The organism is Amycolatopsis sp. NPDC043889, assembly GCF_056435645.1.
Map to the genome: position 1 here is coordinate 203967 of NZ_JBWKEC010000006.1, position 16842 is coordinate 220808.

The window sequence follows — 16842 nt, forward strand, 5'->3', positions numbered from 1 at the left end:
AAACCCGGGGCCTGCCGTCATACTGCTCCACTCCGACACGAACGAACCCGTGATGACGCAGATCACGTGGGTGACCGATTCGGAGGGTCCTAGGGTGAAAGCAGACAAGATGCGGGAGATCGGGGGTGCACGATGAGCGAGTTCGCGGTGAATCTGCGGGACCGGGTACGGCAGGCGAGGGAAGACGTCCAGATCGCCAAGCAGGCCTCGGACGAAGACAGGGCTTCGGCCGTCGGCGCCGATCTGGCCAACCTGGAGCGACTGGCCGCCGAGCACGGCGTGGAGCTGCCGGAGCAGTCTTCGGGTGACGTCCGGGCGTGACCCGGGTTCGGAGCCGATGATCGGGCTTTGACACCCTGGGGCGTGTGACCGCAAGCCTGAACCGGATCCGCGCCTTCCTGGCTGACCGCGAGCCGCCGACACCGTGCCTGGTCGTCGACACCGACCTGGTCGCGGAGCGTGCGGCCGCGGTCTCGGCGGCTTTCCCGGACGCGCTGATCCGCTACGCGGTCAAGGCGAATCCGGCTCCCGAGGTACTCGACGCCGTGGCGTCGACCGGCGCGGGCTTCGACGTGGCGGGCACGGCAGAGATCGAGCTGTGCCTGTCCCGGGGCGCGCGGGCGGCGGACCTGGCCTACGGCAACACGATCAAGAAACCGGCGGACATCGCCTTCGCTCACGAGCGCGGGGTCCGTGAATTCACCACGGATTCCGCCGGTGATCTGGCGAACCTTGCCGAGCACGCGCCCGGTTCGCTGGTCTCGGTCCGCCTCCTGACCGGCGGCCCGGACTCGGTCACGCCGTTCGGCCACAAGTTCGGGTGCGAGCCCGCGGTGGCCGCGGTCTTGCTCCGCCAGGCCGCGGAAGCCGGACTGCGGCCGGGGATCGCGTTCCACGTCGGCTCGCAGCAGCCGGATCCGGCCGCCTGGGAGATCGGGATCGCGACCGCGGCCAAGGTCGCCGCCGACGCGGGCGTCGTACTGGAGCGGCTCAACATCGGCGGCGGGTTCGCCACCGAGCATCGGGAACCCGTGCCGTTGCTGACGGACTACGCCGCGGTGATCCACGCCGCACGCTGGGAGCATCTGCCGGAGCCGGAGTTGCTGCTGGAACCCGGTCGCGTGATCGTCGGCGACGCCGGGCTCATCAGGACCGAGGTCGTCCTGGTGACGACTCGCGCCGCCGCCGACGAACGCCGCTGGGTCTACCTCGACGTCGGCAGGTACAACGGAATGGCGGAGTGCGAGAACGAAGCCGTCGCGTATCGGCTGGAGGCCGTCGGCGTCAAGGGACCGCAAGGACCGGTGGTCCTCGCCGGGCCGACCTGCGATGGTGACGACGTGCTCTACCAGCGGACGCCATGCGCCCTGCCGATGTCGTTGAAGGCCGGCGACCGGCTGGACATCCCGGGCACCGGGGCGTACACCGCCAGCTATTCGTCCGTCGCGTTCAACGGAATCGAGCCGTTGCGTACCTATTGTGTGGGGAGGTTCGCCGATGCCGGGTGAAGTACCACTCGTCGGCCGGTTCGCCGGCCGCCACGTACTCGCGGAGTTCGAGGGGATCGAGCCGTCGTTGCTCGACGATGCCGTGCTCCTCAAGAAGACGCTCGCCGAAGCGGTGACCGAGGCGGGCGCGACGGTCTGCGAAGTCGTGTCGCATTCCTTCGCCCCGCAAGGGGTCACCGTGCTCGCGCTGCTGGCGGAATCGCACGCGTCGGTGCACACCTATCCGGAGATCGGCTCGGTGTTCGTGGACGTGTTCACCTGCGGGGACCGGGCGGATCCGGAACGCGCGGTCACACTGCTGGCGAAGATGCTGGGCGCCGGTACCGTCCGGATGTCCACCGTGGAACGAGGAGAGAACTGATGGCGCAGCGAGTGATCGTCGAGCCGATGGGCGCGGGGCTCACCCGGAACTGGGACGTCGAGGAGGTCCTGTTCGAGGGCCGCACCGCCTTCCAGAACGTCCTCATCGGACGCACCGCGCAAGGGATCTCGTTGTTCTGCGACGACGAAAGGCAGAGCACCGAACTGAGTCAGCTCGTATACCACGAGGCGCTGATGATCCCCTCGCTGCTGCTCGCAGAACGCGTCGAGCGGGTACTGATCATCGGGTCCAGCGAAGGGGTCGCCTCCGAACTCGCGGTCGCCGCGGGCGCAGAGGTGGTCGATCACGTCGACATCGACGCCGAAGCGGTGCGGGCCTGCGCCGAGCATCTTCCCTACGGCTACACGCTCGACGATCTGGCCCGTGCCGAGCGCGGGGAGGGGAAGATCCGGATCCACTACCGCGACGGCTGGGAGTTCCTCGCCGACGCGCGTGAGCGCGGGGATTCCTACGACGTGGTCGTGATCGACCTGCCGGACGAGAACGACGATCCGGAGGCGCAGCACAACCGGTTGTACGGTGCCGACTTCCTCGCCCGGTGCACGGCGTTGCTCACCGACGGCGGAGTGGTCGGGTGTCAGGCGGGTTGCCCGACGTTGTGGCGCAACCAGACGTTGAGCACGTCGTGGCGCCGGTTCAGCGAGTCTTTCGGTACCGTTCTCTACTACGGTTCGGACGAGCACGAGTGGGCGTTCCTGAGCGGCAGGGCCGACGCGCTCGAAGAGCCCGGCGCGCTCGTCGCGGAAAAGCTCGGCAAGGCGGGCATCGGGGAGTCCACTTTGGACGAAGAGGCGTTGAGGGCGAATACAAAGCCGCCGTTTTCCCTGCGGCGGTACTGAGAACCCCGCCCGTCGTTATCCAGCCGAGATCAACGGTCGTCGCCGTGTGTGACGCCGTCGGAACAGGATCCTCCATCTGGGCGTTGCCGGTGATCGCGGTGAAGGCCAGAATCGCTCGGGTGAACAGCTGGCGAACGGACCGGGAGCCCGCGGTCTGTGCCGCCTTCGCGAGTTTGACCGCGAGTGTCACGGAAGACCTCGGGCCGGACCGGGTGGTGGACACCTTGTCCAGCGAATGCACGCGACTGCTGCCGATCGATTCCACCGAGGTCTTCCTGCCGGGTCTCGAACTCGAACGCCATCCCTCGGCGGTGGCGGAAGGGCCCGCGCGAGAGTCGTTCGAAACCGGGAACGACATCGCCGTCCGCGACCTTTCCGCGGAGGCTTCGCGCTGGCCGGGTTACGCCGCCAGAATGGCGGGGAAGGGTTATGCCGCGGTTTCCGCGCTGCCGTTGCGGACGGCGGACGAAACCGTCGGCGCGATCGCCTTCCTCAGTGCCGAAACCGCGGTCCTGAGTGCCGAAGACCGCCGTCTTGGCCGGGCGCTCGCCGACGTCGCGACGTTGTGCCTCTTGCGCCAGCGGGAATTGCGCCACTACCGGACGCTTTCGGAGCAGTTGCAGACCGCGCTCGAAAGCCGGGTCGTCATCGAACAGGCGAAAGGCATGCTCGCCGAACGCGCCGGTGTGGATGTCGGCACCGCCTTCAAGCGCTTGCGTTCCCTCGCCCGCGGTACGAACAGGAAGCTGTCGGAAGTCGCGCGCGGCGTCGTCGAAGGCACACTGGACGCCCGTGAACTCCGGTCGCGAGGCCGGTGACGGCTGCCGGGAAACGGTAAGCGTGGGCTGGTAGGGCCGTTGGTCACCGGAACCGGGGACTTGTCCCGGACAACGCGCGACCGTGCGGCCCTAGGGCGCTAGGTCGTCATCGGAAAGGCTTCACGCACCAGAAGGGTGCGGTGAGGTCATGGCGTCGCTGGGAGGTCTGCGCGGGAGGAGCCGGTCGGTGCGGCCGAGCCTGCTTCCGTTGCTGGAGTTCAGGTCCGCGGCATTGACACTGCGGTCCGGGTACGGGCTGGCGTCCACCGGATCAGGGACGGTTTGCTTCGTCGCGGAGGGCCGTCCGGGCCAGGGGACGGAGGCGGAGATCGTCGCCGGGCTCGCCGGGGACTCCGTCCGTCGTAACGTGGTCAATCACGACGCGCTCGGGCGGACGATCGTGCGCTGCTGGCGGGAGAACGGCGACCTGGGCTGGTTGCTCGACGACCTCGCCGACGTCAACGAGCGGTTGGCTCAGGCCGGGTTCGCGCCCTGGCTGCTGCACACGACGGTCGACTTCGCCGAGCTGCGGGACATGCGCCATCCCAAGCTGACCATGGTCTATCGCCGGGAGCGCGGCACTTTCTATCCGTACGCGCCTCGTGGGACCCAGGGCCGGGACAGGGCTATGGAACTGAGGATCCGCTCGTCGCTGAGCCGGATCGTGCCGATGGAGTCCGACATCGGCCGGTGGCGCCCGGTGTGACGGGCGCCTGCCCGGTCAGCCGGGTGCGCCGCTGAGCCAGCCGCGCAGCCGCTGGACGCGCCGGTCCCGCGGGGTCCACCCCGGGAGACGGCGCCGCGACCGCGTGGCCAGGGCCGCGCCGTCGAGATGCCGGATGGCGGTGAGTACGTCGTCGAGCAGCGAAGCGTGCGTTTCGGGTTCGGCCACGACCCTCGGCAGCCGCCCGCCGGCCGTGACCCGCGCCCGGCGGGCGACCGCGTGCGTGCCGGGATGGCGGCGGGTCTCGCAGATCCTCGTGGTCACGTCCCGGTCACCCTTCCCGTGCTCTCGGTCCGGCAGTCGACGCGTACGACGATGAGCCACCGAGGGCCGTTCCGGTCAGCGCCGAAGGTTGTGCCATCGAGGGCACAAAGACCTCACTGCGGTCGCCGGACGGGTACAACGGGTCACGGGTTGGCCTCGAAACGACGGCGGGACCGGAGGCAGTGGGAAGATGCGCCGGTCTCCAGCCGGACCACACGTGTGCCTGGGCGGAAGACTCGTGTGTCCAGCCGGATCTCGCGTGCTTGAAGCCGGAAGACACCGTGCGATCCGGTTTCGGGTGTGTTCCGTCTTCGGGCACGCGAATTCGCACCAGGGTGAATGCGGCCGTGGGCGGGATTGATTTCCGGGAATCTGCCGGACAATGGTCAGGGCGAGACCACGATCGACGGAGAAGGTGCATGCCGAACCCGACCTCCCCGCAGCCCGCGCCCCCGGAGGCGGCCCCGATCCGGGTGCTGCTCGTCGAGGACCACAAGATGGTGGCCGAAGCGCTGGGCGCGGCCTTCGGGGAATTCCCGGAGATCGACCTGGTGGCGTCGGTGGAGTCCTTGGCGCACGGGATGATCGCGGCGGAAGAGCACCTGCCCGACATCGTGCTGCTCGATCGGCGGCTGCCGGACGGCGACGGGATCGAGGCGATCGCCGAGTTCCGCGCGATCTCGCCGTCGAGCAGGGTGCTGGTGCTCACCGGTGACGCGAACAGCGCCATCGTCGCCAGGATCCTGGAGGTCGGCGGGGCCGGGCTGCTGCTGAAATCCGGTCTCCTCGACGAACTGGTCACGGCGATCCGGACCATCGCGGCGGGCGACGTGGTCATCGACCCCGAGCTGCTCGGCGGCGCGCTGGCCATGCTGGGGGCGGGCAGCCCTGGCAGGCTCGGGCCGGTACTCACCCTGAGGGAACGACAGGTGCTCGGGCTGATCGCCGAAGGAGCGGGAACCGACCGGATCGCCGAAGAGCTGCGGCTGGCGCGGAATACCGTGCGGAATCACGTGCAGCGGATTCTGGTGAAGACCGGGACCCATTCGAAACTCGAAGCCGTGGCGCACGCGCGCAAGAATGGCCTCCTCGAACGGCCGTAGCGGGGAGACGTATCCGAGTGCCAAGCTGCACTATGGCCATGCTGCCATCGGAACAGACGCCTGATCACCGCAGCGCTGTGCTCTTCGAGTTGTTCATGCACAGCGTCGTCGACTACGCCATTTACCTGCTGGACGCCGAGGGCCGCGTGATCAGCTGGAATCCGGCGGCGGAGCGGATCAAGGGCTATTCCGAGGACGAGATCCTCGGCCGTCATTTCTCCGTTTTCTACACCGAAAACGACGTCGCCGACGGCAAACCCGCCTCGGAGCTGCTGGTCGCCGCCGAGATGGGGAGTCACGAGGACGAGGGCTGGCGCGTCCGGCGCGGCGGCGAACGGTTCTGGGCCAACACCGTGATCACCGCCTTGCGGAACGCACAAGGCGGCCTCGTCGGTTTCGGCAAAGTCACCCGTGATCTCACCGAACGCCGGAAAACACTGGAGGAAAGGACCGAACGCCGCCAGGCCTTCGCACATTTGGTCCGGGCACAGGAAACCGAACGTCGCCGTATCGCGTGGGATGTTCACGACGATTCCATTCAGTCGATGATAGCCGTCAGCATGCGGTTGCAGATGCTCGCCGCGCAACGGCGGGATCCCGCTTTGAAGCAACTCGACGAAGCGATTCAAGGGGCGATCCGACGATTGCGGATCCTCGTCGCCCAATTGCGGCCGCCCGCGTTGAACGACGAGGACCTGATCGCTTCCGTCCGCGACTACCTCGACGAGGTCGTGGCGGGGTGGGGGCTCGAATGCACACTGCGGCACGATCTCGCCGTCAAGCCGCCGCCCCACCTCGTCGTCACCGCCTTCCGGATCCTGCAGGAGGCGTTGGTGAACGTGCGTAAACACGCGAACGCCACTTCCGTCGCGGTCTCGCTGACCGGTCAGGACGGCGGTCTGCTGGTGACGGTCGCCGACGACGGCGATGGGATGAAACCGGACGGCGAGAACGCGCATGAATCGTTGTCGGGCGAGCACATCGGCATGGCGTCGATGCGTGAACGTGCCGAAGCGGCGCAAGGCTGGTTTCGGATCTCCAGCAGACCCGGCGAAGGTACGTCGGTGACCTTCTGGATTCCGTTGGGCCCTCTCCGCGGGTAGTCAGGACAAGGAGCCATTTCGATGCCGGAACCGGGAAGCAAGCGCGGATCACGAGAGACGGTCCGGGTGGGCGGGGCGATCGACGACCAAGGCTTGCAGCGGCTGCTGGAGGGCCTGAAAGCCGTTCGCGACGGTGATTTCAGCACCCGGCTGCCCCAGGTGGACGACGTCCTGATGGACGAGATGGCGCTCGTCTTCAACGGGATGGTCGATCAGCTGGCGTTGTTCACCTCCGAGGTCACCCGGGTCGCGCGCGAGGTGGGGACCGACGGAAAGCTCGGCGGCCAGGCGGCGGTGCCCTCGGTTTCGGGGACCTGGAAGGACCTCTCCGATTCGGTGAACGCGATGGCGGGCAACCTCACCGGCCAGGTCCGCAACATCGCCGAGGTCGCGACGGCGGTGGCGAAGGGTGATCTGTCGCAGAAGATCACCGTGGACGCGCGGGGCGAGATCCTGGAGTTGAAGAACACGATCAACACGATGGTGGATCAGTTGTCGTCGTTCGCGGACGAGGTCACGCGGGTCGCGCGGGAAGTCGGCAGCGAAGGCCGGCTGGGCGGGCAGGCGGAGGTGCCCGGGGTGGCGGGGACCTGGCGGGATCTGACGACGTCGGTGAACTTCATGGCCGGCAACCTGACCGATCAGGTGCGGTCGATCGCCGAGGTCACCACGGCGGTGGCGAAGGGTGACCTGTCGCAGAAGATCACCGTGGACGCGCGGGGCGAGATCCTGGAGTTGAAGAACACGATCAACACGATGGTGGATCAGTTGTCGTCGTTCGCCGACGAGGTCACGCGCGTGGCTCGCGAGGTCGGCACCGAGGGGCGGCTGGGTGGTCAGGCGGACGTCAAGGGGGTGTCGGGCACGTGGAAGGGTTTGACCGAGTCGGTCAATGTCATGGCAGACAACCTGACCGATCAGGTGCGGTCCATCGCCCAGGTCGCGACCGCGGTCGCCAGGGGTGATCTGTCGCAGAAGATCATCGTCGAGGCCAAGGGCGAGGTCGCCGCGCTAGCGCAGACGATCAACACGATGGTCGACACGCTGTCGGCCTTCGCGGACGAGGTCACGCGCGTGGCGCGCGAGGTCGGCACCGAGGGCATCCTCGGCGGGCAGGCCAGGGTGCCGAACGTCGCCGGGACCTGGAAGGACCTCACCGACAACGTCAACTCGATGGCGAACAACCTCACCGGCCAGGTCCGCAACATCGCCCAGGTGACCACCGCGGTCGCGCAGGGCGACCTGTCCCGCAAGATCGACGTCGACGCCCGCGGCGAGATCCTGGAGCTCAAGACCACCATCAACACGATGGTCGACCAGCTCTCCGCGTTCGCCGCGGAGGTCACCCGCGTCGCGCGCGAGGTCGGCAGTGAGGGGCGGCTCGGCGGCCAGGCCGAGGTCGAAGGCGTTTCGGGCACCTGGAAGCGGCTGACGGAGAACGTCAACGAGCTGGCGGGCAACCTGACCCGCCAGGTCAGGGCGATCGCCGAGGTCACCAGCGCGGTGGCCACCGGCGACCTCACCCGGTCGATCTCCGTCGAGGCGCAGGGCGAGGTCGCGGAGCTGAAGGACAACATCAACGCGATGGTCCAGTCGCTGCGCGAGACCACGCGGGCGAACGAGGAACAGGACTGGCTCAACAGCAACCTGGCGCGGATCTCCGGCCTGATGCAGGGGCACCGGGATCTGCGGGTGGTGGCCACGCTCATCATGAACGAGCTGACCCCGCTGGTCGGCGCCCAGCACGGGACGCTGTTCCTCACCGAATCCGGTGAACACGGCACCCGGCTGCGGCTCATCACCAGCTACGGGCACAGCGAGGACCCGGACACGCCCTCGGAGTTCGCGATGGGGCAGTCGTTGATCGGCCAGGCCGCGCAGACCAAGAAACCGATCGTGGTCGACCGGACGCCACCGGGTTTCGTGAAGATCTCGTCGAGCCTCGGCTCCGCCCCGCCGGTCACCCTGATCGTGCTGCCGATCGTCTTCGAGGACCAGGTGCTCGGCGTCATCGAACTGGCCACGTTCGGCCAATTCACCGCCGTCCGCAAGGATTTCCTCGAACAACTGATGGAGACCATCGGGGTCAACGTCAACACGATCATCGCCAACGCGCGGACCGACTCGCTGCTGGAGGAGTCCCAGCGGCTCGCCGAGGAGCTCCAGGCCCGCTCGGAGGAACTCCAAGCGCAGCAGGCGAAGCTCCAGGTCTCCAACGCGGAACTGGAGGAGAAGTCCGAACTCCTCGCGCGGCAGAACCGCGACATCGAGGTGAAGAACTTCGAAATCGAGCAGGCGCGCCAGGAGATCGAGGAACGCGCGCAGCAGCTCGCGCTGGCTTCGAAGTACAAGTCTGAGTTCCTGGCGAACATGTCGCACGAGCTCCGTACGCCGTTGACCAGCCTGCTGATCCTCGCCGGGGTCCTCTCGCAGAACACGACCCAGAACCTGACGCCCAAACAGGTCGAGTTCGCCAAGGTGATCCAGTCCGCGGGCACCGACCTGCTGCAGCTGATCAACGACATCCTCGACCTGTCGAAGGTCGAGGCTGGCAAGATGGACATCCACCACGAGCCGTTCCCGCTGCGCCAGCTGCTCGACTACGTTGGCACCACCTTCCTTCCGCTGACCGCGGAGAAGGGGCTCGACTTCCAGGTCACCGTTGAACCCAACGTGCCCGAACTGCTCTTCACCGACGAGCAACGGCTGCGGCAGGTGCTGCGGAACCTGCTGTCGAACGCGGTCAAGTTCACCGAAGACGGCAGCGTCGAACTGCGGGTCAAACTGGTCGACACCGTCGTTTCGCCGTCGGGGGCGCTCCCGCACGAATCACTGGTGGCCTTCAGCGTCATCGACACCGGGATCGGGATCGCCGAGGAGAACCTCGAATCGATCTTCGGGGCCTTCCAGCAGGCCGACGGCACAACCAGCCGCAAGTACGGCGGCACCGGGCTCGGCCTGTCGATCAGCCGTGAGGTCGCGTACCTGCTCGGCGGTGAGATCCGGGCGGACAGTGCGCTGGGGACGGGCAGCACGTTCACGCTCTACCTGCCGGTGGCCAGGTTCGCCGCGCCCGCGAGCCTCGACGAGTCCACTGTGGACAACGTCGGCGCGGAGCGGCGGGTCCTGGTCGTGGAGGGCGAGCGGAACAGCCTGCTGACCCTGCTCGCTCGCGGTGTCGCGGCCGACGTCGCGGACAGCCACGGCTCGGTCCAGGTACGGGCGGTGGCCGATCCGGTGGAGGCGTACGAGGAGGTGAAGCGCGAGAGCTACCGGTGCGTCGTGCTCGACACCAGCATTCCCGGAACGAGCGCGCTGACGTTCCTCAAACAGCTCGCCGAGGGGCCGGACCCCGTCGAGGTCCCGGTGCTGGCGTACGCGACCCGCAAGCTCAGCGCGGCGCAGGAGCGATTGCTGCACGGGCACGCGAAGGTGCATCCGGTCGAGCTGTTGCCGTCGCTGGACATGCTGCGGGAACGCATCATGCTGCACATCTCGGCCAGCGAACTCGAAGGCATCCTGCCGCTGATGCGGCAGCCGGAGGTGACGGTGCCGTCGCCGGACGACCAGCCGCCCGGCCTGCCTGCCGGCTCGCCGCGGTTGCAGGGGCGCAAGGTCCTGCTCGTCGACGACGACCCCCGCAACGTGTACGCGATCTCGGGGATGCTCGAACTGCACGGACTGTCGGTCGTGCACGCGCCCAACGGCCGCAAGGGCATCGAGGAACTGCTGGCCGACGACGACATCGACCTGATCCTGATGGACGTGATGATGCCGGAGATGGACGGCCACGCGACGACCGCGGCGATCCGCGAGATGCCGAAGTTCGCCGGTCTGCCGATCATCACGGTGACCGCGAAAGCGATGGAAGGGGACCGGAAGAGCCTCGCCGCCGGGGCGAGTGATTACGTCACCAAACCCGTGAACGCCGAGGAACTGCTGGCTTGCATGGAACGCTGGCTCGCGGACTGAGTGTCTGTTGGTGAACTCGCGTCGGCAGGGCGCGATCTGGTCTTACCTCTCACGTTGGCGACAGAGGCGCCCTGCCACCGCGATAGCGGGGCCTTCGGCCGAGGCGGGTTCACGCGTTATGTCCCTTTCGCGAGGCACGTCGCAGCTCCGCCAACAGGCTCTCAGCGGCGGGCTACTCGGTCCCGTTGGCGCTGCTCGCGCAGACGCGGCGGATGGCCGCGACGATCTCCGTGTTGGGGCTGCCCTTCACGAGGTATTCGGTGACGCCCGCGGACGCCATCTGGGCGATGGACCGGGTGTCGCTGTGCGCGGAGAACGCCATCAGCCGCGTATGGGGCACCCGGCGCCGGATCTCCCGCGCCATCCACGCGCCGCCTCCGCCGGGGATCCGTACGTCCAGCAGGGCGACCTCCGGGGCCAGCAACTCCGCGAGCGCGACCGCTTCACCGGCGTCGAGCGCGACGCCGACCACCTCGATGTCAGGTTCGGATTCCAAGAGGGCCCGCAGGGCGTCGCCGATGACCGGGTTGTCGTCCGCGACGAGCACCCGGAGTCTGGGGGGCGGCGTTCGGTTCATCACCCGCTCCGAGCCCGCGCGGTCTGCGGCTCCGGTGGTGGTCGCGGGCCCCCCGCCGAACTGGGCGTGACTCAGCAAGAGATCCGGCGGTCACCTTCGCTGGGCTGCTCGATGAGCGTCCTGGCGACGTCGTGGATCTTCATGTTGTTGTTGCGGCAGAACGAGCGCAGCAGTTCGAACGCCGCGTCGATGTCGATCTGGTAACGCTCGGCGAGGATTCCCTTCGCCTGTTCGATGGGAAGCCGGTGGTCGAGCGCGTACTGGAGTTGCTCGGCGCGGGCCCGGTAGAAGCGGATGCGGTTGCGCATGGCCACGAGGTCGTCGGCCGGGTCGGGAGACCCGGCCGCGGGGGCCGGCGAAGACGTGATCTCGGACATGAGGTGATCGTCGCAGCGGCCGGATTGCTCCGGAAGAACAGAACGTCCTGACTCGAATGATGCAAATGAACCTGGTCCGGTCGGCGGCAGCCACTCGAACGGGCGCCGAACAGGGCCCTTTGGCCTGTCGCAGTGACCGGCCGTGCGCCGTACGCTCTCATCCGAGGAGGGAAACCGTGGAGGTCGGAATGCTCCGGGTGTTTCTGGTCGACGATCACGAGGTGGTCCGTCGAGGGGTCGCGGACATGTTCGAGGAGGACTCCGACCTGTGCGTCGTCGGGCAGGCCGCCACGTTTTCCCAAGCGCTGGCGAGGATTCCGGCTCTGCGGCCGGATGTCGCCGTGCTCGACGTGCGGCTGCCGGACGGCAACGGCGTCGAGCTAGCCAGGGAACTGCGCTCCAAGATGCCCGAGCTGAAATGCCTGATGCTCACGTCCTACACCGACGAGCAAGCGATGCTGGACGCGATCATGGCGGGCGCGAGCGGGTACGTCATCAAGGACATCCGGGGGATGGACCTGGTGGCGGCGGTCAAGGAGGTCGGCCTCGGCCGGTCGTTGCTGGACACGCGGGCCGCCGCGACGCTGATGGCGAAGTTCCGCGACGACGCCGCCAAGAAGGGACCGCTCGCCGGGCTTTCCGACCAGGAACGCACCCTGCTGGAACTGATCGGCGAGGGACTGACCAACCGGCAGATCGCCGAGCGGATGTTCCTCGCGGAGAAGACCGTGAAGAACTACGTGTCCCGGCTGCTGACGAAACTCGGGATGCAGCGGCGGACTCAGGCGGCCGTGTTGGCCACGGAACTGCGACGGCAGTGAAGCCTCCGGCCTGGCTCAAGCGGAAATGAGCGTGTCGAGCAGCATGTCCTCCAGCGGGCGCCGGGGCGTCCACGGCAGCGGCGACCCGTAACCGATCCGCAGCAGCACCTGCGGCCACACGCCGCAGCCGAGGAGACGCCGGAGTTCGGCGCGGGCCCCGCGGACCCTGATCGGCGGCGAGATGAACGACACGTCCAGGCCCGCGCAGGTCGCGGTCAGCAGGACCCGTTGCAGTGCCTGGCCGGCTTGCAGCCGGTCGAGCCGTTCGTCGGTCAGGGACCCGATCACCACCACGAGCGGAAGAGGCAGCGTGGTGCTGTGGTCTTCGCCGAATTCGTCGAGGAGCCAGCTTTCGTCGGCGGGGGAGCCCGCCATCGCGTAGGACGGCACCCCGTCGCGAGTGCTCGCGCCCAGGCCGGTCCAGCGGTCGAGTTCGGCGAGGAACGCGGGGTCGGCGAGTTGCTCGCGGCGGGCACGGGCGGTGAGGTCTCGCAGCAGCCGGCACTGTTCGACATCGAAGCTCGACATCCACGCGTGCTCGAGTTCGGTCGCGTGACGGAGCGCGGTGAGCGTGGTCTTCGGGACGACGTCGGACAGGAACGGCCGCCGGTTGGTCCGTCGGCGGGGGATCGCACGGGCGAGCCGGACGACCTTCGGATCCGGCGTGCGCTCGGCGAGCGGCCGGACGACCGCCAGCAGATCGGGATCGGCGCGGCTCGGCATCAGGGTCGTCGCCGGATGGAAGCCGAGTGCGTGAATCGCCGTCCGGAGCGTGAACAGGGCGGCACCGCACGAGAGAACGATTTCCCGGCCGTCCGGATCAGTGGCGGGCAGGATCCGGCGCGGATCGGCGTGGACTTCGATCCCGGTGCCGGTGCACCGGAAGAGCCACGGCTGCGTGTTGTGCGTCGACGGAGCCAATGTCGCCGACCGGAGCACGGAATTCACCTGTTCGGAGTTCAAGCGTCCGACCCTGGTGACTTGTATGGTCATGGTTTCCCCCGCCGCCGCGCCACGGGCAATAAGGTTGTCTTGTGAGACGGTCCCCGCCTGCGGTACGGGGCCGAAAGAGGAGAAAGTCACCACGGCCGCGACTCGTCCCGATCTTCGGAGGCGCAGCAGGATGTCGGCTCATGACCGGCTGGGCGGAAGCGACGACCGGATCACCGGCGCCCTTTCCCAGCTGCGCGTTCGTGAGGTGCTGCGGGACCTCCAGGACCGCATCGAACGGCTCATCGGCACCCGCGACAAGATGGACGGCCTGCTCGAAGCGGTGCTCGCGGTCGCGTCGGGGCTGGAGCTGGACACGACGCTGCGCCGGATAGTGCAGGCGGCCATCGAACTCGGCGAAGCCACTTACGGCGCGCTCGGGGTGATCGCGGACGACGGATCGCTCGCCGAATTCGTCTATCTCGGCATCGACGGCGAGAAGAAGGAACAGATCGGGCATCTCCCGAAAGGGCACGGGCTGCTGGGTTTCGTCATCGACGAGGCGAAACCGGTGCGGCTGGCCGACATTTCGCGGCATCCCGCGTCGGTCGGGTTCCCGCCTTGCCATCCGCCGATGCACTCCTTCCTCGGCGTGCCGATCCGGGTGCGCGACGAGGTGTTCGGAAATCTGTACCTCACCGAGAAACGCGGGGAGAGTTTCACCGACGACGACGAGGTGGTCGTCCAGGCACTCGCCGCCGCGGCCGGGATCGCGATCGAGAACGCCCACCTCTACGAGCAGACGCGGATCCGCCAGCGGTGGCAGGCCGCGACCAGTGAGGTGACCACGGAACTGCTGGGCGGAACCGATCCCGTCGACGCGCTCAACCTGATCGCGGGCCGGGCGCTCGAACTCACCGGTTCCGACCTCACCCTGCTGGCGCTGCCCGGTCCCGGACGGCTCGACGTCAGCCCGGACGGGGAGGACGAGGCCGACGAACTCACCATCGCCGTCTGCGCGGGTACGCGGGCGGCGGAGCTGACCGGGACGCGGATCAGTGTCGCCACCTCGTTGCCGGGGGCGGTCTACCGCGACCGGACCCCGCGCAGTGTGCCCGAACTCGTGCTCGGCGACGAGGGGGAGTTGTGCCTCGGCCCGACGCTCGTGGTGCCGCTCCGGGCGCGGGAACGGACGTCCGGCGTGCTGATGGCGGTGCGGAACCCGGGCGCCGTCCCGTTCGAACTCGCCCAGTTGCCCGTGGTGGCCTCGTTCGCCGACCAGGCCGCGCTCGCGCTGCAACTGGCGGCGCGGCAGCGCACGGCCAGGGAACTCGACGTACTCGCCGACCGCGACCGGATCGCCAGGGATCTGCACGACCACGTGATCCAGCGGTTGTTCGCGGTCGGACTCACGATGCAGAGCACCCACCGCCGCGCGGACTCGCCGGAACTGCGGCGGCGGATCGGCGAGAGCATCGACCAGATGCACGAGATCGTGCACGAGATCCGCACGGCGATCTTCGATCTCCACGGCGGCGAGGCAGGCCAGCAGGGAGTGCGGTTGCGGCACCGGCTCTACGACTCGATCGCCGAACTCACCGACGACACCCCGACCCATCCGACGGTCAGCCTGTCCGGGCCGCTCGACTCGATTCCGCTCGCCTTCGCCGAACACGCCGAAGCGGTGGTGCTGGAAACGGTCGGCAACGTGGTCCGGCACGCGCGGGCGAGCGGGGTTTCGGTGAGCGTCGCGGTGAAGGACGACGTCCTGCGGATCGTCGTCACCGACGACGGCACCGGGATCGGCGGTGAGCTCGGCGGGCCCGGCGGGCCCGGCGGGTTGCGGAATCTGCGCGACCGCGCGGAAAGGGCGGGCGGGACGTTCCGGGCGGAGGCGAAAGAAGAGGGCGGAACCAGGGTCGAGTGGTCCGCCCCCTTGCGCTGACCGCGGTCAGTTCGTCGACTGCGTGGTGAGGATCCCGTCCACTTCGACCGAGCGGGCGACGTCGGAGGCGACGGTCTCCAGCAGTTCCGCGGTGAGGTCCGAAAGGGCCCGTGTCACCGCGAGATAGGAGCCGATCTGGGAGGCCGAACCGTTTCTCAGCCCGGCCTCCGCGATTCCGACACCGACGAACTCGCCGCCGTCCTCGAGCCGGAGCAACGCTTCCGCGCGCACCCGGTACGGCTCGTGCTGCAGGGAAACGTCGATCGTCCACTTGTCCGTCATCGTCGGCTCCGTTCCGGTCATCGAGACTCCCATCGCCGCCGTTCGTGGCACAGGGTCCTAAGTCCTCGCTCCCGGGAATCGGGGGCGAAAGTCCTCGGAATTCGTGACCGGCGACCGCTGCGGTCGCCGGGTACCCCGGCCGAAGGTGGACCAACCCTCGTCTTCGGAGAGACCACGATGAAGATCCCGTTGCCGACTCATGTCGACCAGGCGGTGGCGGCCGCCGTCCGCGCGCCGTCCCCGCTCAACACCCAGCCGTGGCGGTTCGTCGTCGACAGGGACCGGATCGAGGTGTGGCTCGACCGCGCCAGGGTGCTCCGGATCGCCGACCCGGACGCCCGCGAGGCGCGGCTGTCGTGCGGTGCGGCGATGTTCAACCTGATGATTTCGTTGCGGTCCAACGGCAAGACCCTTTCGGTGCGGGTGGTGCCGAAGCCGGACGAGCCTGATCTGCTCGCCGAACTCGAGATCGATGGCGACCGGTTCTCCTCGCCGGAGGAGCGGAGGCTGGCCGAGGTCGTCTTCCGCCGGCACACGAACCGTCGTCCGTTCCTGGACCGGCCGGTGCCCGTGTGGGCGCGGATGACGTTGCGGGCGGCCGCGCTCGTGGAGGGTGGACTGCTGGAGCTGTTCGGTCGTGGTGACCGGGCGAACGCGGTCGCGCGCGTGCTGCACCGGGCCGAGGTCGCGCAGGCACGCAACGGTGCGTTCCAGGCGGAGGTCGCGTTGTGGACCAGGCGGACGGCGAACGCGCCGGACGGCGTCCCGGCGCCGACCAGACCGCCGTCGGCTCACCGCACTGCCTCGCAGGAGTCCTTCTTCACCGCGGAGCCCGAAGGCGGTGAGCCGGTGCTCGGCGCGGTGCTGACCGCGGACACCGGGCCCGCCGCGGATCTTCGGGCGGGCATGGTGCTGCAGCGGGTACTGCTGACGGCGACGGCCGCCGGCCTCGCGGCGTCGTTCGTCGGCAGGCCGTTCGAAACCCCGGAGACCCGGGCCGGGATGGACCGGATCTTCGCCGACCTCGGCCGGCCGCACACGGTGTTGCGCTTCGGGTACGGCCGTCCGGTGCCGATGACGGCCCGCCGTCAGGTCGGCGAAGTGCTGCTCCGGCGGTCCGAGGCGAGCCTCTGATCCGGGGTCATCTCGTCGACATCCACGCTTCGGGCCGCCGCCACCCGCCCGTCACCCGGGGCG

At 68.5% G+C, this 16842-nt stretch carries 17 protein-coding genes; 12 read left to right on the forward strand and 5 right to left on the reverse strand.

Annotated elements, in window-relative coordinates; all coding sequences use genetic code 11:
* Nucleotides 1-132: 132 nt before the first annotated feature.
* The 6 genes from AC0685_RS14945 to pspAB all read left to right on the forward strand — a co-directional run bounded on the left by AC0685_RS14945 (nucleotide 133) and on the right by pspAB (nucleotide 4253).
* The gene (locus AC0685_RS14945; RefSeq protein ID WP_125683248.1) at nucleotides 133-321 is read left to right on the forward strand and encodes a hypothetical protein; all 189 of its coding nucleotides are present in this window, start codon (nucleotides 133-135) and stop codon (nucleotides 319-321) included.
* Between the two features lie 44 nt (nucleotides 322-365).
* Entirely contained in the window at nucleotides 366-1508 is a 1143-nt protein-coding gene (locus tag AC0685_RS14950) for a type III PLP-dependent enzyme (RefSeq protein WP_478226024.1), read from the forward strand.
* The gene (gene speD, locus AC0685_RS14955) at nucleotides 1498-1869 is read left to right on the forward strand and encodes an adenosylmethionine decarboxylase (RefSeq protein ID WP_340681572.1); all 372 of its coding nucleotides are present in this window, start codon (nucleotides 1498-1500) and stop codon (nucleotides 1867-1869) included. Before AC0685_RS14950 ends, speD begins: the two co-directional genes overlap by 11 nt.
* Nucleotides 1869-2729 carry a spermidine synthase gene (locus tag AC0685_RS14960; protein ID WP_478226025.1) on the forward strand — a complete coding sequence of 287 codons (861 nt, stop codon included), beginning with the start codon at nucleotides 1869-1871 and terminating at the stop codon, nucleotides 2727-2729. Before speD ends, AC0685_RS14960 begins: the two co-directional genes overlap by 1 nt.
* 119 nt (nucleotides 2730-2848) lie before the next feature.
* Complete coding sequence (locus AC0685_RS14965; RefSeq protein ID WP_478226026.1) at nucleotides 2849-3547, forward strand: GAF and ANTAR domain-containing protein; 699 nt, start codon at nucleotides 2849-2851, stop codon at nucleotides 3545-3547.
* Nucleotides 3548-3695: 148 nt separating this feature from the next.
* Nucleotides 3696-4253, forward strand: a complete 558-nt coding sequence (gene pspAB, locus AC0685_RS14970) for a PspA-associated protein PspAB (RefSeq protein WP_478226027.1) — start codon at nucleotides 3696-3698, stop codon at nucleotides 4251-4253.
* Nucleotides 4254-4268: 15 nt separating this feature from the next.
* Here the strand turns inward: pspAB and AC0685_RS14975 are convergent, their stop codons facing one another.
* Entirely contained in the window at nucleotides 4269-4535 is a 267-nt protein-coding gene (locus tag AC0685_RS14975; protein WP_478226028.1) for a hypothetical protein, read from the reverse strand.
* Nucleotides 4536-4954: 419 nt separating this feature from the next.
* Here AC0685_RS14975 and AC0685_RS14980 point away from each other — a divergent pair, with 419 nt between their 5' ends.
* Genes AC0685_RS14980 through AC0685_RS14990 form a run of 3 tightly spaced genes read left to right on the forward strand, consistent with a single transcriptional unit; the run spans nucleotide 4955 to nucleotide 10713 of the window.
* Nucleotides 4955-5638 carry a response regulator gene (locus tag AC0685_RS14980; RefSeq protein ID WP_478226029.1) on the forward strand — a complete coding sequence of 228 codons (684 nt, stop codon included), beginning with the start codon at nucleotides 4955-4957 and terminating at the stop codon, nucleotides 5636-5638.
* Nucleotides 5639-5670: 32 nt separating this feature from the next.
* A complete protein-coding gene (locus AC0685_RS14985; protein ID WP_478226030.1) occupies nucleotides 5671-6741 on the forward strand; it encodes a PAS domain-containing sensor histidine kinase in 1071 nt (356 codons plus the stop codon).
* Between the two features lie 21 nt (nucleotides 6742-6762).
* Nucleotides 6763-10713 carry a HAMP domain-containing protein gene (locus AC0685_RS14990; protein WP_478226031.1) on the forward strand — a complete coding sequence of 1317 codons (3951 nt, stop codon included), beginning with the start codon at nucleotides 6763-6765 and terminating at the stop codon, nucleotides 10711-10713.
* Nucleotides 10714-10885: 172 nt separating this feature from the next.
* Here the strand turns inward: AC0685_RS14990 and AC0685_RS14995 are convergent, their stop codons facing one another.
* A complete protein-coding gene (locus AC0685_RS14995; protein ID WP_478226032.1) occupies nucleotides 10886-11290 on the reverse strand; it encodes a response regulator in 405 nt (134 codons plus the stop codon).
* 71 nt (nucleotides 11291-11361) lie between these two features.
* Nucleotides 11362-11667, reverse strand: coding sequence for an ANTAR domain-containing protein (locus tag AC0685_RS15000; protein WP_478226033.1), 306 nt, complete (start codon nucleotides 11665-11667; stop codon nucleotides 11362-11364).
* A gap of 188 nt (nucleotides 11668-11855) precedes the next feature.
* Here AC0685_RS15000 and AC0685_RS15005 point away from each other — a divergent pair, with 188 nt between their 5' ends.
* Nucleotides 11856-12488, forward strand: a complete 633-nt coding sequence (locus AC0685_RS15005) for a response regulator (RefSeq protein WP_478226034.1) — start codon at nucleotides 11856-11858, stop codon at nucleotides 12486-12488.
* A 15-nt stretch (nucleotides 12489-12503) separates the two neighbouring features.
* Here AC0685_RS15005 and AC0685_RS15010 read toward each other — a convergent pair whose 3' ends face one another.
* A complete protein-coding gene (locus tag AC0685_RS15010; protein WP_478226035.1) occupies nucleotides 12504-13481 on the reverse strand; it encodes an Acg family FMN-binding oxidoreductase in 978 nt (325 codons plus the stop codon).
* Nucleotides 13482-13611: 130 nt separating this feature from the next.
* Here AC0685_RS15010 and AC0685_RS15015 point away from each other — a divergent pair, with 130 nt between their 5' ends.
* Nucleotides 13612-15363: a sensor histidine kinase gene (locus AC0685_RS15015; RefSeq protein ID WP_478226036.1), complete on the forward strand. Its 1752-nt coding sequence runs from the start codon at nucleotides 13612-13614 to the stop codon at nucleotides 15361-15363.
* Nucleotides 15364-15369: 6 nt separating this feature from the next.
* Here AC0685_RS15015 and AC0685_RS15020 read toward each other — a convergent pair whose 3' ends face one another.
* Entirely contained in the window at nucleotides 15370-15666 is a 297-nt protein-coding gene (locus tag AC0685_RS15020; protein WP_478226037.1) for a dsRBD fold-containing protein, read from the reverse strand.
* A gap of 156 nt (nucleotides 15667-15822) precedes the next feature.
* Here AC0685_RS15020 and AC0685_RS15025 point away from each other — a divergent pair, with 156 nt between their 5' ends.
* Nucleotides 15823-16779, forward strand: a complete 957-nt coding sequence (locus AC0685_RS15025) for an Acg family FMN-binding oxidoreductase (RefSeq protein ID WP_478226038.1) — start codon at nucleotides 15823-15825, stop codon at nucleotides 16777-16779.
* The last annotated feature ends 63 nt before the right edge of the window (nucleotides 16780-16842 follow it).